General features: G+C 42.4%; 10 protein-coding genes. 5 read left to right on the top strand and 5 right to left on the bottom strand.

The annotated features are described in order from the left end of the window. Positions 1-130: 130 nt before the first annotated feature. Positions 131-622: a ribonuclease E activity regulator RraA gene (rraA, locus tag B4K11_RS16730; protein ID WP_292948894.1), complete on the bottom strand. Its 492-nt coding sequence runs from the start codon at positions 620-622 to the stop codon at positions 131-133. 127 nt (positions 623-749) lie between these two features. Here rraA and B4K11_RS16735 point away from each other — a divergent pair, with 127 nt between their 5' ends. Then, positions 750-1454, top strand: coding sequence for a hypothetical protein (locus B4K11_RS16735; RefSeq protein ID WP_292948891.1), 705 nt, complete (start codon positions 750-752; stop codon positions 1452-1454). 94 nt (positions 1455-1548) lie between these two features. Here the strand turns inward: B4K11_RS16735 and ydiJ are convergent, their stop codons facing one another. Continuing rightward, a complete protein-coding gene (gene ydiJ, locus B4K11_RS16740) occupies positions 1549-4629 on the bottom strand; it encodes a D-2-hydroxyglutarate dehydrogenase YdiJ (protein ID WP_292948888.1) in 3081 nt (1026 codons plus the stop codon). 173 nt (positions 4630-4802) lie between these two features. Here ydiJ and B4K11_RS16745 point away from each other — a divergent pair, with 173 nt between their 5' ends. After that, the gene (locus B4K11_RS16745) at positions 4803-5765 is read left to right on the top strand and encodes a LysR family transcriptional regulator (RefSeq protein ID WP_292948885.1); all 963 of its coding nucleotides are present in this window, start codon (positions 4803-4805) and stop codon (positions 5763-5765) included. Positions 5766-5919: 154 nt separating this feature from the next. Here B4K11_RS16745 and B4K11_RS16750 read toward each other — a convergent pair whose 3' ends face one another. After that, positions 5920-6777: a PA4780 family RIO1-like protein kinase gene (locus B4K11_RS16750; RefSeq protein WP_292948882.1), complete on the bottom strand. Its 858-nt coding sequence runs from the start codon at positions 6775-6777 to the stop codon at positions 5920-5922. 258 nt (positions 6778-7035) lie between these two features. Between B4K11_RS16750 and B4K11_RS16755 the strand changes: the two genes are divergently transcribed. Together B4K11_RS16755 and B4K11_RS16760 are read left to right on the top strand one after the other, a co-directional pair. Beyond that, positions 7036-7767, top strand: coding sequence for a helix-turn-helix domain-containing protein (locus tag B4K11_RS16755; protein ID WP_292948879.1), 732 nt, complete (start codon positions 7036-7038; stop codon positions 7765-7767). 181 nt (positions 7768-7948) lie between these two features. Then, a complete protein-coding gene (locus tag B4K11_RS16760; RefSeq protein WP_292948876.1) occupies positions 7949-9883 on the top strand; it encodes a putative bifunctional diguanylate cyclase/phosphodiesterase in 1935 nt (644 codons plus the stop codon). Between the two features lie 291 nt (positions 9884-10174). Here B4K11_RS16760 and B4K11_RS16765 read toward each other — a convergent pair whose 3' ends face one another. Both B4K11_RS16765 and nosP read right to left on the bottom strand, forming a co-directional pair. Beyond that, positions 10175-12745, bottom strand: a complete 2571-nt coding sequence (locus tag B4K11_RS16765) for a hybrid sensor histidine kinase/response regulator (RefSeq protein WP_292948874.1) — start codon at positions 12743-12745, stop codon at positions 10175-10177. Continuing rightward, complete coding sequence (gene nosP / locus B4K11_RS16770; RefSeq protein WP_292948871.1) at positions 12738-13886, bottom strand: nitric oxide-sensing protein NosP; 1149 nt, start codon at positions 13884-13886, stop codon at positions 12738-12740. Before nosP ends, B4K11_RS16765 begins: the two co-directional genes overlap by 8 nt. Positions 13887-14451: 565 nt before the next feature. Between nosP and B4K11_RS16775 the strand changes: the two genes are divergently transcribed. Next, entirely contained in the window at positions 14452-15507 is a 1056-nt protein-coding gene (locus tag B4K11_RS16775) for a porin (RefSeq protein ID WP_292948868.1), read from the top strand. The last annotated feature ends 311 nt before the right edge of the window (positions 15508-15818 follow it).

Raw genomic sequence — 15818 nt, forward strand, 5'->3', positions numbered from 1 at the left:
ATAGAGTGATCATGATAGATTTATTACGCAGCTGCAAAATAAATCGATATCTACCCAGCCGAACGTGATTATAGGCTTCTATATAACAAAAAAGCCTGCAGATGCAAGCTTTTCTCACAAAGGAATAGACCTAACCTTCTGACGGCTCAAGCTTTTCTGCTGAAACTAGAACGCCATTATTATCCGCATATACGTATTCACCTGAGCGGAAAGTAACACCACCGAAAGTAACATCTAGATTAAGCTCACCAAGGCCTTTCTTCTCGGTTTTCATTGGGTGTGCACCTAATGCTTGTACACCGATATTAAGATCAGCGATTGCATTTACATCACGAATACAGCCATAAATAATGATACCTTCCCATCCATTTACAGTCGCCTTCTCTGCAAGCATGTCGCCAAGCATAGCGCGACGCATAGAAGCGCCACCATCGACAACAAGCACTTTGCCTTTACCAGGCAGTGCAACTTGCTCACGAACGAGTGAATTATCTTCGAAAGCTTTTAGCGTGACGATCTCACCGCCAAAGCGTTCTTTGCCACCAAAATTACCAAACATTGGTTCGACAACCTGCACTAGGTCAGGAAATTGGTCGCATAGTTCAGGTAGAAGATCTTCCACGGTTAACTCCTCAATTAGGTTAATGGCACACTTTAGGGTGCTGTCTATCATAAAAGGAGGTATATTCGCTGATTCATTACGCAATTGCACTACATCTTAGGCAGTAAATTTTAAAGGAATGAATAAAATGTTTTTAAAAGGAGCTAGTTTACCTTTCATTCTACTCATTGGGAGCACAGTTCTTTTGTCTGCCTGCTCACAAAAAGACCAACTTATTTGCGGACTAAGCAATCCTGATTGTGAAGTACCTTCCCCGCCCAGAGAGCACACAAGAGTAACAACTCAAAAAGAAACAGCTATAGGTATGGCCTCTTCTAGCACAAAGGCAGATTCCACTCCTTCGATGACATCAACACAAGTGCAGTCGAGCAAAGCGGTTACAGTTAAGCATGCTGATACAGTTGTTCCCTCACAACCATCTCCTCAGCAACCATCTAATTCGGCTAAACAGCTAACTAAAGTTCAAGTGATAGAGCATATTAGAAAACCTACAACGGTTGTTCGTACTAAGGTGATTTATAAGCCGCCTGTAGCGCAAACAACGAATAAAGTGCAATCATCCGTTACAGTATCTAGCCTCACTTCTAATGCGGTTTACACGATTCAGTTAGGTGCTTATAAGAAGATAAGCAGTAGGAAGCATGCGATCAAGCAATTCCCAGATGATTCAGAACTACTGTTGTTTACAATGCGTAATGATCTACTTGGCCTATCTTATGGCCAGTATGAAACATTGAGTGAAGCTAAAGCAAAGAGATCATGGTTGTTAGAGCAAGGTATCACTGATTTTGTTTTTCGGCATTTACCGAGAAATGCGCAGCCACTCAATTAGTTATTAAAAGATTCAGAGTTCTATAAGCAAAAAATGCAGCCAAAGGCTGCATTTTTATTTAAATATTATAATCCAAGGGATTCATACCTAAGCTTTAGTTTTTAGCCGACTTTGTTCTCAAGATTCGAAGTAACGTTTGTACTGGATGAGGTATTTCCTGTTCATCCATTCTTTTAACCTGACTACGGCATGAGTAACCTGTCGCGACCAACTTATCCTTATTCTCAGGATTATTAATCACCTCAGACCAACTCAACTGATAGATATTTATTGAGGTTTCAAAGTTCTGTGTTTCATGGCCATAGGTACCAGACATTCCGCAACAGCCAACAGCCTGAATATCAAGCGTTTGCCCCATCATCTTATAGATATCCTGCCAAAGGCGGATAGAAGGCGCGGCAGAGGTTTTCTCGGTACAGTGCGCAAGAAGCTTAAACTCACCGCTCAATGTATTAGCCATTTTATACGCTTCTAATTTAGGCTTCTGAGTGACCAACCACTCTTGCAAAAGCTGCACTTTCGGTAGGTCTTTATCTGGGATCACATAGCCGTATTCTTGGCGATAAGTGAGTGTCATTGATGGATCAATACCAATGAGAGGCACACCAGTATTATCTAATGCTTTGAGCATAGCGCCATTGGATTCTGCGGCTTTTTGAAAAATTTTCATAAAACCATGAACGTGCAAAGGCTTACCATTAGGTTTAAACGGAGCCATTAGAACATAACAGCCAATACCTGTTAGGAGATCCACAAGATCTAAAACAAGCTGGGTTTCAAAATAACTCGTAAACGCATCTTGAACGATAATGACCGCGTTTTCTCTGTCTTCCGGGCGTAAGCTTTCAATAAGTTTCGGAGTCGCGAAAGCAACACCACGTGCCTTCATCCCTGAGATCAAGCTATTAGTGCAGATCGTAGGGCTATCGACCATACCTACATGTTTTCGGAAGATCCCTTTAAGTGCACGGTTTTTCATCGCCCAGTTATAAGGCGCAGGGAACTTAGATAACCAAGGGATCATATATTCAAGGCTACCTACCATGTAATCTTTAGCTGGACGCAGATAGCGCCCGTAATAGACCTCTAAAAAGCGCGCTCTAAAATCTGGTACATTCACTTTGATTGGGCACTGACCGACACAAGATTTACAAGCTAAGCACGCCATCATGGATTCATGCACTTCATCAGAGAAGTCGTAATCCTCACCCTTGCGTTTCGCCAGTGTATTTTTAATACGACTCGGCAATGTCATAAGGAAGGAGCTGTTTTTAACCTTACGTGATTCTTCTTTAAGGTTTGTGCCCGTTTTTTCAACCAAACGTAGCCATTCACGAATCAATGAAGAGCGGCCTTTAGGAGAGTGAATACGCTGGCGTGTACCTTTCCAAGATGGGCACATCGCATCGTTAGGATCATAGTTAAAGCATGCTCCGTTACCGTTACAGAACATTGCGGAATCATACTCTTCACGAACCTCACCACTGATCTGGCGATCAAACTGGCCGCGTGTAGGCACTTGGTCGATTTTAAGCAGTTCGGCTCCATCAATGGCTGGAGTGGCGATCTTGCCCGGATTCATCTGATTACGCGGGTCAAAACCAGCTTTAATCTTTTGTAGTTGCGGATAGAGCTCACCAAAGAATTCAGGGGAGTATTCTGAACGAACCCCTTTACCGTGTTCGCCCCATAATAAACCATTATATTTAACCGTGAGCGCTACAACCTGATCAGTGACTTCACGTATCAATGACTCCTGGACAGTATCTTTCATATCGACTGCAGGTCTAACATGAAGTACACCAGCATCCACATGACCAAACATGCCGTAAGCCAGCCCACGATCATCCAGTACCTTACGGAACTCCATAATAAAGTCCGCTAGGTTTTCAGGCGGTACTGCGGTGTCCTCAACAAATGGGATTGGACGCTCTTGCCCCTTCGCGTTACCTAATAGCCCAACTGCTTTTTTACGCATCGCCCAGACTTTACCGATCTCGGCACTGCCATAGACAACGGAGAAACCAAAGCTTTTACCTGCTTGCCCTGCTACGGCTTTTAAATGTGCTTCTAGCTTCTCCACATCGGCTTTAAGGGCTTGCTCATCATCAGATGTGTATTCGACAAGGTTAATACCTTGGATCTCAGCTTCACCCGCTTCGCTGGGGAAATAAGCGCTGACCGTATCCCAAATAATGTCTCCCATTGCTAAATTAAGTACTTTAGAATCAATGGTTTCTATCGATGTTGGGTTCCACTCCATTAAGTCTGTTGCATCACGCAGGGAAGACTCGAAGCTATCGTATTTAATGTTAACTAATGCAGCAAATTTTGGGATAGGGAGTACATTTAATTTCGCTTCCGTTATAAACGCTAACGAGCCCTCTCCCCCGCATAAAACTGAATTTAGATTGAATTGACCGTTCTCATCCCGGATATGGGCAAGATCGTAACCGGTTAAACAGCGGTTGAGTTTAGGGAACTTTTGATCAATCAGATCTTTATTTTCAGTAAAAACGTTATCGACTAAACGGTGTACTTCACCGATACGGTCTTCACGCTGTTTGATCTCAGCCAGCTCATCATCACTGAGAGGCTTTGAACACCATTGCTCACCGCCAAGAAGAACAGAGTTCAGCTCTAAAACGTGGTCACGGGTTTTTCCATACATAACAGAGCCCTGACCGCTGGCATCGGTATTGATCATTCCGCCAACAGTCGCTCGGTTACTGGTAGAAAGCTCTGGTGCAAAGAACAGTCCATACGGCTTTAACGCACGATTAAGCTGATCTTTAACAACGCCGGATTGTACACGCACCCAGCGTTCCTCTTCGTTTATCTCCAGCACGGTATTCATATGCTTAGATACGTCAACGATCAAACCATCAGTTAAAGATTGACCATTTGTTCCTGTACCGCCTCCGCGCGCGCTGAGCTTCACTTCAGCAAAACGGCTTTCGTCAGCCAAGGTTGAGATAAGTACAAGATCTTCTGCGCTGCGAGGATATAACACGCCCTGAGGCAACATCTGATAAATACTATTATCTGTAGATAATACAATCCGATTGGCATAGTCGGGGTTTAGATCCCCCATAAAGCCTTTCAGCTTTAATGCGTCGATGAAATCTAGATATAGGGCTTCAGTTGTTTCGACTTGTGAAAGACGAGGGATCATCAGGGTTACCTCAGTGCTATGATTACTATATCGTGGTGCTGCTATATCGCGGGGCTGATTAGCTCAACAATCAGACTGATCCGCTAGCATTGCTCAAATTTGTCATCTGTGGCGCTATGATGCAGAATTGTTATTTATCAATCAAACGATAAAATTCAATTAATTAATCGAATATGACGAATAATATATCGATCCGACATCTGCGTGCGTTTACTGAAATAGCAAAGAATGGCAGTTTTACGCGTGCCTCAGAAGCACTTCATGTGACGCAATCCACATTAACCGCCACGATTAAGCAACTTGAAGAGCAAGCCGGACTGAGATTATTTGACCGGACAACCCGCCGAGTGCTGCTAACCGGTGAAGGTGAAAGCTTTCTCCCCGTTGCTGAAAAGCTTATCTCTGATTTTGATACCGCCTTTAATGATCTTAAAGCGACAACTTCGCAACAAAAAGGTCAAGTCGGCATCGCTGCTTCGCCATCTATGATTGGGCGCATCCTACCTGAGATCATTAAATCCTATCATCATGATCATCCCCAAATTGGTATTTACCTAAGAGATGACAATGCCAACGGTATTGAAAGACGGGTATTAGACAACGATGTGGATTTTGGTATTGGAAGCAACCACTCAAACCTCCCAGAGTTAAACTATCAAGTGGTATTAGTCGACAGCTATGGCGTAGTTTTGCCTTTATCTCATCCATTATCAGATGAAAAAGAGCTTATTTGGCAAGATATAGCCGCACTGCCACAAGTACACTTAACCGAAGATACAGGTACCCGGGCCCAGCTTTATAACTTAGAGAGAAAGTTCAGTCTTGATTTAAGGTTAAGCGGCTCATTAGTAGAAGTTTCAACACCAGCAGGTTTAGCAGAGATGATTGAAACCGGATTGGGGGTTTCTCTTCTGCCCGCGCTAGCCGCGAGCACCAGCGCCTTTTCTAATCTCAGATTTATACCTCTTAAAGAACCACGTTTAGAAAGAGAGATATGCATCATTAGCCGCCAAGGTCGATCTTTAAGTCCGGCAGCCGAAAGTTTGCTGACATTAGTGTTAAGTAAGTTTGAGCATGCCAAAATGCCAAACCATGTTTCACATATAGACGATAAGGGTGTTAATCAGGAAGGATAGAGTTCTACTTAGGCTATAAATAGAACTCTGTTTCAATGCTAGGATTACTTAAAAGCCGCGATTATTGATAGATCTTATCCAAGAGCGTATCAAAAGCGCTTTTCATGTATTCAAAACAGGAGCTCATAACAGTAGCGTTTAAAGCAATAAAGCCCTACGCTGGCTCTTCCGCATCGCTAATACGTGCAAGGCGTGCTTGCTCTTCAGCAAAGGCTTCTTTAATTTCCAGTAAAACCGAATCAACATCAGCCGCTTCTGTCGTCTCTTCAAATAACCCTGTGAGTTCTGTATCAGGCTCTAGCTTGCCCTCTTCATACAAAGCCCAGATCTCTTTGGCATATTGCGTCTGTAACAGTTCAGGTGCATACATACCGTAATAACTACGCATGTTATTGATATCTCGCTCTAGCATCCACTCAGCATGATTATTAGCCGCTGCATCGACGGCTTGTGGAAGGTCGATAATGACAGGGCCATAGGAGTCCACCAGCACATTGAATTCTGATAAGTCACCATGTACAAGTCCAGCACAAAGCATACGAACGATATCACGAATGATAACAGCGTGATCTTCACGGGCTTGCTCGGCCGACATTGCCACATCATTTAAACGCGGCGCAACCTCTCCACTGTCGTCTGTGACTAGCTCCATAAGAAGTACGCCATCAAAACAACCGTATGGAGTCGGAACCCGAACGCCTGCATCGGCTAATTTGTAGAGCGCATCCACCTCAGCGTTATGCCATAAGGCTTCTTGCTGGTCTCTACCAAATTTAGAGCCTTTCTCCATCGCGCGCGCGCGACGGCTATTGCGAACTTTACGACCTTCTTGATATTGAACCGCTTGTTTAAAGCTTCGCTTGGCTGCTTCTTTGTAAACTTTGGCACAGCGGATCTCTGATCCACAACGGACCACGTATACAACTGCCTCTTTGCCACTCATTAATTGACGAAGGACTTCATCGACGAGCCCATCTTCAACAAGTGGTTTAATTCTTTTAGGGATTTTCATGGTGTCCTTATACAGTGAATAGGCATCAGATGAAATAGGCGGCCATATAATTAGTGCTTTTATCGCAAATTCCATTATTAATGGAAGTTAATGATTAAAACTCAACACCAGCACTTTACGCTTTTTATTCAACTATAGGCTTGCTTAAATAGTTCATCCGTAGCTAACCGAGTCAGTGGATTTTCTATAATATGAGGGTTTGAGTAACAAATTCTGTATAAGTAGCACATTACTGTTATCGTTTTTAAGGAAGTTATCATGGCGCAAGCAGGTCCATTGATTGAGACATTAAAGCGTGAACTTAAAGCTCAAGGGAAAACTTACGTTGATGTTGCTAACGTTCTAGATCTAAGTGAAGCATCGGTTAAGCGCTTATTTGCTGATAAAAACTTCACCCTGCAACGTATAGAATTGATATGTGACATGCTGAACTTAGAATTTTCTGAGCTCGTACAGCGCATGAGTAAGAATCAATGCCAGCTTATTCAGTTAAGCCGTGAGCAGGAAAAAGAGATTGCTAGCGATCTGATCCTTCTACTGATCACTGTGAGTGTCATCAGTGGCATGTCCTATGAAGAGATACTACATAACTACAATATTCCTGAAGCCGACGGCATTCAGAAACTCGCCAAACTCGACCGTTTAAAGATAATTGATTTATTACCAAACAATCGAGTGAAGCTCTTAGTCGCTCCAAACTTTCACTGGTTGCCTAACGGTCCTATACAGCAATTTTTCCAAGAGAAAGTAGAACAAGATTTCTTTAGTTCTAGATTTGATAAAGCTAATGAAAAACTGATCGTGTCCAATGCGATATTGACCGATAGTTCCAATGCACGATTACAAAAGAAAATGGAGCGTCTAGCCTCTGAATTCAACGATCTTATGCAGGAGGATCAAAATGTGCCTGCGGATAAAAAAAGTGGAACAACCATGGTTCTAGCTATAAGACAATGGCAATACTCACTCTTTAAAAAAATTACCAAATAAGGCCTCAAAAAATCACTAGAGCCATTAAGTACTCATTTTGCTCTATTATACAGAGAGCAAAATGCAGCAGCGCCATGAAAGCTACACTCCACGTAAAGTGTGCGCATAAATAATGATAATAATAAATGTATAGATCGACAAGTTAACGATTAGCAATTCACATGATATGTAAGGATTTTTTTTGTATCCAAATGAGAATCTAGAGCTCAATGCTCGGCTAAATCTTTTATACCGAAATGCATATTTTGGTATAGTAATTACATTTATCGCCGCGACTGGATTGGCTTTCGGCTTTGATAATACTAATGAAGATCCAACTAAAGTAATTTGGTGGGTCAGTATATCTCTGTTGATGCTAATCCGCTTGTTAGATAGCCTTACATGGTCTCGACACAAGGATAAAGGCACATTAGATAATATTAGGCATCTCTATCGCTTCAGATCTGGAGCCTTGCTAACAGCTTTTCTATGGTCCTTTTATTGCCTTTACTTCTATTCCAATTCCAACCTTTATGAATTATCAGTTTCTTGGATTATTGTATCTGCAATGGCTGGTGGTTCAGCCACTGTGCTTTCTGCAGATAGATTTGTTGTCTTGTCATACACTCAGATATTACTGCTTCCCTATTCGTTACTGGTCGCAATAGCAGGTAACTCAGAACATCAGATGATTGGTTTTTTAGGCATCGCTTTCTCAATTGTTATGTTTTTTACAGCGCTGAAAGCCGCCACTTATACAGAAGACTCAATACGTCTGCGCTACAAACACAAGAATCTGCTTAATAATATGAAGCATGAGGTCGAAACCAGAACTCAGGAGATTGTTAAGCTAAACCAACTTGATTCTTTAACCAATCTACTCAATCGTTCGGCCTTCATTAAGCAGGCTGAAGCTTGTATTAACGAAAAAAGTAAGCAGCCTTTCTCCATTTTCTTTATTGATATGAATGGATTCAAACCAGTTAATGACAATTTTGGTCATAACATTGGTGATGAGATATTAAGACAGCTGTCTAGACGACTGCAAACAACTTTTGCCCAGACAGCTATCATTTCTCGCTGGGGGGGTGATGAATTTATCCTACTCGCAAAAACCGATAAAGCAGATGAGATTGATACTATAGCAAAGTCTATTTGCCATCTATTTGCCACCCCTTTCCATATTCATGATTACTCTATTGATATGGACGTATCTATAGGGGTGTCTACGTACCCTACCCATAGTCTGACCTTATCAGAGCTTATCAGTTATGCGGATGTGTCAATGTATAGCAATAAACATGATGATAAAGGCGACTATGTCGTATTCAATAATACATTGGCTAAGAAAGTTCAAAGTGAATTCTATCTTTCAACAGCCATTACAAGTGCCATATCTAATCAACAATTAAGTCTAGTTTTCCAGCCTATCATCGATGCAGAAAACGATAGATACCATGCAGTTGAAGCCTTACTCCGCTGGAACTTAGATGGTGAGCAAATTCCTCCAGACATATTTATACCTATAGCAGAACGAAATGGTTCTATACGGAGCATTGGGCAGTGGGTATTAGATGAATCGATAAAACAGCAAAAAACTCTAGAACGAGAAGGGTTTGACGTAAAAGTTTGTATCAATGTCTCAGTGATCCAGTTCGACGATCCTAAATTTGTTAACTGTATCGCAAAATTGTTGGCTAAATATGATGTTAAGGCTTCAAATATTTGCATTGAGATCACTGAATCCGTCTTCTCTACTGATAAACCTAAGATCATTGCAGCTCTGAAGCAGCTGCAAGCATTGGGGATATTTATCTCGATCGATGATTTTGGAACCGGCTACTCTTCCTTGTCTTTGATCCAAGACTTTGGCGTACATGTCGTTAAAATAGATCGCTCTTTCATCAATAGACTAGATTCAAATGGCGGTGCCATCATAAAAGCGGTGATGGTAATGGGCGGAGACCTTAACTACTCTGTCGTAGCTGAAGGTATCGAAAGCATCGATCAAGAGATTATTCTCAAAGAGCTTGGGGTACAGTATTTACAGGGCTACCTTTTTAGTCGCCCTGTCCCTTTTAACGAGTTACTGGTCAAATTAAGAAAAAAGAACTTTTCACTCGATGAACTTAGTTAGGACGATTTCCACGCCGCATAATCAAGATAGCCGCGGTTCATTATCAAATAAATACAGATAGCACTTTATTATTAATTGACTCTAATCAGCCAAGGGGAATGAGTTTGTAACTCGCCTAATTGAGAATTACAACAATGCCTTTTCCGACAAGCACGAGGGCTTTTGTCATAGATCATTCTAAATTGTACGGGAACGTTGAAAAGCGGGTCATATAACTTATTTTATAAAACCCACTTTATCAGAATCCAACTCAAAAAATTTAATTGCTAGATACTTGATTTATTACCAGACTCACCCGAGCATATGTATCAACGTCGTTTTAAGTTTAAGAGGCTTAACAGGCTTATTTACCAACATATAGTCAAGATCCCGTATCTCTTGATTCAGTTCCTTACTATAGTTTGCTGTAATCATGAGAACAGGCAGATTGTGCGTAACCTCCTTTGTCACTACTCGAGCAGCATCAATTCCATTTTGACCATTATCTAAATGATAGTCAGCAATCAAGACATCAACTGGATCCTGTTTAAAATCGACCTTTTCTCTTAAATCATCAACGGAAAGTGCTGTGACCACATTACACCCCCATCCGGTTAACAAAAGGTCCATTGCTTCACATATCGCAGAATCGTTATCAATCAACCATACATTGGCATTGGTGAGGTATTCAGCCACAATTGGCATATGAGGGCCTGTTACCATCATCGGTGACTCATCCCCGAGAGGGACTTCAACAGCAAATACAGATCCACGACCTTCAATTGAATCCACACGTATTTGATGGCCCAACACTCTAGATATTTTATCTACGATCGCAAGCCCAAGCCCTAAGCCTTTCTCCTCTCCTGGGCGGTCTTCCTGTAAGCGCTTAAACTCATGAAAAACTTCTGACAACTTCTCTTTAGGTATTCCACGTCCGGTATCCCAAACCTCAATCCAAAGGCTATCTGCTTTACGACGGCAGCCTAGAAGCAGCTTGCCTTTCTCAGTATAACGAATGGCATTAGTCAGGAAATTACGCAAAATACGCGCTAATAGTTGTGAATCAGAACGCACAACCGATCGATTATTGACGCATCTAAATTCAAGCCCCTCTGCCCCAGCCAACTGTGAGAACTCAGCGGATAACGTCTCAAACAACCCTTGCAGATTAAAAGTGACCACATCTGCCTTAACGACACCCGCATCCAATTTAGAAATATCAACCAAGGTACGGAGTAAAGATTCAACATCATCAAGTGAATTTGATACTGAGTTAGCAAGGCTGCAATGTTTAGGTTCTTTAATCTCCTCAGACAAAGCGCCGGAAAACAGACGAGCTGCATTTAAGGGTTGTAGCAGATCATGACTCACTGCGGCTAAGAACTTTGTCTTAGATAAGTTGGCCTGATCAGCCTCTAATTTAGCTTCTCGCAAACGAGCTTCGACGCCTGCACGCTCGGTAATTTCTGACCTTAGCTGTTTATTTAACGAGGTTAATGCAGAAGTACGCTCTTCAACTCTTTCCTCAAGCAGCTGATGTGAAAGCTCAAGTGCTTCAGCTGAGCGTCGACGCTCAGTGATATCTCGAATCATGACAAAGAAACCATCAGATTTCTGGTCTTGATCTAAGTTAGCAACATAAGATTTCAACAGATAACGCTGCTCACCTATGGCATTCGTCTGCCATACTTCAAAGGTTACATTCTCACCTGATAGCGCTCGAGCAATGTAAGGCTCTAACTCAGCGAACTCCTCATCAGTATATACCTCATGAATACTTTCACCGTTAAGTGAATCGTGCGCTTTACCAAACCATTCATTGTAAACCTTGTTAGTGAACCGATAATGTAGATCTCTATCAAGGTAAGCGATTAATGCAGGTACGTTATCGGTAATTAGGCGAATCCATTGTTCACTTTGGCGAAGTGATTCTGCATAGCGGTGCCGCTCAGTAATATCGGTATATGTATTAACAAAGCCACCCTTAGGCATGGGATGAGTTCTAACCTCAATAACCTGACCTAAACGACCTTTCTGTTCCGAGGCTAGCACTTCTCCTTGCTGAGCAGCGGTTAAAGCATGCTGCAAAATAGCATGATTATCTAGCATTAAAGCAGCGAATGGGGGGTAGGATTTAACTTGCTCGACATCAACATCCATGAGGTCCAGAAAACGCCCATTCCATAATTCAACACGCCCTTCGGGGGTAACCAATACGACCCCCTGAGATAAATTATCTACGGTTCGCTGGAGTAGCAATGTCTTCTGTTCTAAGGCAAATTCTTTATCTGCTGTTTCACGCTCTTTAAGTGCAGTTATATCTGTATATAGTATTACCAAGCCACCATCTTGTGTCGGCCGCTCAGACATTTGTACCCATCGACCATTATTAAGCCGATAAACTTTACTTCCAACATTTGTAGCTGGGTACTCTTCATCAATCAGGCCACTAATACGCGCAAGTCGTGAGATATCTTGTATTGTGGTGCCCGTTTTAATATCAATTCCTGTTGTAGCCCACACCCGGCTAAATTTGCTATTAAAAAGAACAATCTTTCTCTCTCGATCAAAAAGCACAAAAGCGTCAGATATACTTTCTATAGCATCAACTACACGCTGATTTGCTATCGCTGCTTGATCATTGGCTTCTTTCAGATCCCGGTGACTAGATTTAAGCTCTGATAACACATGATGCAATGCTTCTGTACGTTCTCGGACCTGTTCGGCCAGCACAACCGAATGTTCAAATGCAGAATATGGATTAGCACCTTGACTGCCACCGGCCTCTACACGCTCTATTAAGACGGTGTTGATTTTGCGTAATTTAGCGTTTTCTTCTTGAAGCTTTTTAACTTGCAGCTCAAGTTCTAAATCAGCCATGTCGCTTTCTCCCTATAGCGACCGCAGTGAAGGTCTGATTAATATGCAAACCCTCTAACTGCTCACCATAAGTATTAAATCCAATGACATTATTATCTTTTAAGAGCTGTGAAACATTTTCTGAATAACCGTCCTGCTCACTTTCTAGGCGCCTTAAAAAACAATCACAACCGATGATTAGCTGCGGTTCACCTATTTGAGCTTTGATAGAATCAAGAGTGGAATTTAAATTACCGATCAGATCACCGGACTCCATAACAGTTAGCACAATTCCATTTTCCACTGCACAGTAAAACTTCAAACTCAGATCATCAGTCACCTGTTGAATAGAGCGAACATAAAATTCTTCGCCCAGCTTCACCGCTATAGGATTAAGGGCGAAGACATCGGGGCTTAAATCTTCAACAGGCATGCCAATAGCTTCCGCATAAACCAAAGCAGCTGGTTCCGCGTTAAGTTCATAAACACATCGTTCCTCGGCATCTGCCGAGGTAACAACCAGCTTCATGTCCTTGTGCTGCATATGATGGGTACTGAACACTTCAAAATCGTAAACAGTATTGAACATCATGACGACCGCAGCACCCGTATGAAATTGCCCATTGAAGAAGACATGGGTTTTAGCCAAGTGAATGTCATCTGCAGCCGACCCACCAAAATTGGGTATGCTACCTAGCGCGGAATTGAGGGTAACCAGAACGTTCTCTTCTTGAATAGAAAGACCATCAAGAAGTGTCAGCGCAAACGTATTACCCTTAATAGGTGCAATTTGGTGCTTTCTACAACCAGAGATCAGTTTATCTACAAGTGTTTGCGCGTCCGTTAACCTGAAATTGTTTAAACACTCAATTGACTCAGCATGTATAGCAAAATCCACATCACTAAAGCCTATCGCAGTAATGCAGCCCTGACCGTATCCTAATGGGGTTATCTCTCCTGCAGTTGTACAACCTGCCACATTAATATCGACGAACTGAGTGTTTAAAGCCTTAGCTAATTCAGGAAGGTCGTATTCAGCCGAGCAGAAAAAGATGACAGTTTTCAAGTCAAGCTCATTAAATTGATTACGAAGATCTTCAGCCGCAACTTTGGGATCAGTGCTGTAAGATGCAGCAGTGATAAAGGCAGGAGTGGTTATCAAAATACTGTTCCTCTAGATAATTTTTCTAGGACTAAAATGTAAGGCAAAACTAAATATGACTTATCTAAGCACTGAATACTACACATGTGAAATATGTTCGCATATATGATTCAGTGCAAGTATTAAAATTGGAAACAAACTTTTATAAAGGAGATTGGTCGCGGTCTAGTCACCAGATACTTGAGATTGACTTTAATTACGTAAAGTTACTGTTTAATCACATCCAAAAGACATACATTCGTATCCAACAGACATAAGTTCTGACTAGAGAAGCCATCTACACCCTTCTATAATCCCGGATAATGCTTTATCAAAAACGTGTTCATTAATAGGGCTTTTATCTTTAAAAAATGCCCCACATGCCCCCTAATAATGCACACAAAGCACCTATACATCGCCCCCAAAGCCAAAGCAGCACCTTAGAAGTAATACTCAAGACCCTGCTAGCACCCTAAACCAAGGTTCTATTAGATCAGCGCTTATGCCGGATACTACTCGCTGGGCGACTTATTGATAATCGCTGCAACATTTAACAAAAAATAATTTCGGTATTCCCGGGGGCGACATGAAGAACAATAAAGCTAAACTGTTAGCAGTAGCAGTAGCAATGGGTATCAGCGCACAAGCAAGCGCTGCAATTGAGCTGTATAATCAGGATGGCACGACTTTCTCTGCAGACGGTCATTTCAACGCTTTCTACGTAAACACAGACGATGATACTGCTGGCGATCAGTCTCGTGTACGCATGGGCTTCCTACCAAACTGGATCGGCTTTAACGTATCTAAACAGATCGATGATCTTAAAGTAGGCGGTCGTTCGTCTTTCTGGGTTACTATCAACGATGGTACTAACAGCGTTACAGACACTGCTATCGACGTTCGTCAGTTCTACGGAACTGTAGATGGCGATTTCGGTCAGGTTCTTTTCGGTAAGGATTTCGGCCTTTACGCTCGTACAAACATCTTCTCTGATGAGCTACTACTAGGTACTGGTCTTCCACAGATCAACTCTGGCGGCGTTACTTTCGGTAACATCTCTGTAGGCTACCCATACGCTACTCCAAATGCACAGATCACTTACCGCTCTCCTGTAAACAACGGTTTCCAGGTTGCTGTAGGTATCCTAGACCCAGATTCTGGCGAAACTGCTGGTGCTGGTGAAGATGCACGTTTTGAAGCTGAAGCAACTTACACTACTGATTTTGATGGCGGCATGTTCAAAGCTTGGTTAGGCGGCGCTTCTGGCGAATCTAACACTGATGGCGGTAGCGTTGAAGGTCTTGCATACGGCGCACGTATCGCAATGGCTGGCTTCCAGTTCACAGCTTCTGGCTTCGATCAGGAAGGCATCAGCTCAGTTCTTGCTGACCGTACTACTGGCAGCAACGTAGACTCTGACGGTTACCTAGTTCAAGCATCTTACGGTGCTAACGGCCACCGCGTTGTTCTTTCTCATGGCGAAACTGAAGTTAACGGCGCAGACGCACAAGAAATGCAGTCTATCGCTTACTTCTATGACGTAAACAGCAGCCTTAAACTGATTGCTGAATACGACCAGTCTGAAACTGGTTCTGGCAACGAAACTGACCAGATCGCTATCGGTGCTGCTCTAAGCTGGTAATTACTACCGCTTAAAAGCTAGAACCTAGGCCACTACTCTGTCCCCCCTTCTCCAGAGTAGCGGCCTTTTTTATTATCTTCACCCTTCCTCTTCTCACCGCCCTTATTGATTCTCGCCTCCCCCCCCTTTAATAGCTCTCGACATAACCCTCATTAACCCACACTTGACCTAAATAACCCTGAATACCTCTAAATAAAGCTTTACACTCAACCAGATATGAAGATCTCGCTATAATCTGGACCAGCCATGCCAGCACAAAGCAAATAGATTCTATACACCCTGAAACTAGAAATAAGAAATAAGAAATAAGA

Origin of the sequence: Neptuniibacter sp. UBA6509, assembly GCA_002435145.1 — a bacterium.
Lineage (GTDB): Bacteria > Pseudomonadota > Gammaproteobacteria > Pseudomonadales > Balneatricaceae > Neptuniibacter.

Bases quoted from the DNA above. Each gene is read 5' to 3' on its own strand.
- B4K11_RS16745 (WP_292948885.1), top strand. From the start codon at position 4,803: ATGACGAATAATATATCGATCCGACATCTGCGTGCGTTTACTGAAATA.
- B4K11_RS16765 (WP_292948874.1), bottom strand. From the start codon at position 12,745: ATGGCTGATTTAGAACTTGAGCTGCAAGTTAAAAAGCTTCAAGAAGAA.
- B4K11_RS16755 (WP_292948879.1), top strand. From the start codon at position 7,036: ATGGCGCAAGCAGGTCCATTGATTGAGACATTAAAGCGTGAACTTAAA.
- B4K11_RS16735 (WP_292948891.1), top strand. From the start codon at position 750: ATGTTTTTAAAAGGAGCTAGTTTACCTTTCATTCTACTCATTGGGAGC.
- ydiJ (WP_292948888.1), bottom strand. From the start codon at position 4,629: ATGATCCCTCGTCTTTCACAAGTCGAAACAACTGAAGCCCTATATCTA.
- B4K11_RS16775 (WP_292948868.1), top strand. From the start codon at position 14,452: ATGAAGAACAATAAAGCTAAACTGTTAGCAGTAGCAGTAGCAATGGGT.
- B4K11_RS16750 (WP_292948882.1), bottom strand. From the start codon at position 6,777: ATGAAAATCCCTAAAAGAATTAAACCACTTGTTGAAGATGGGCTCGTC.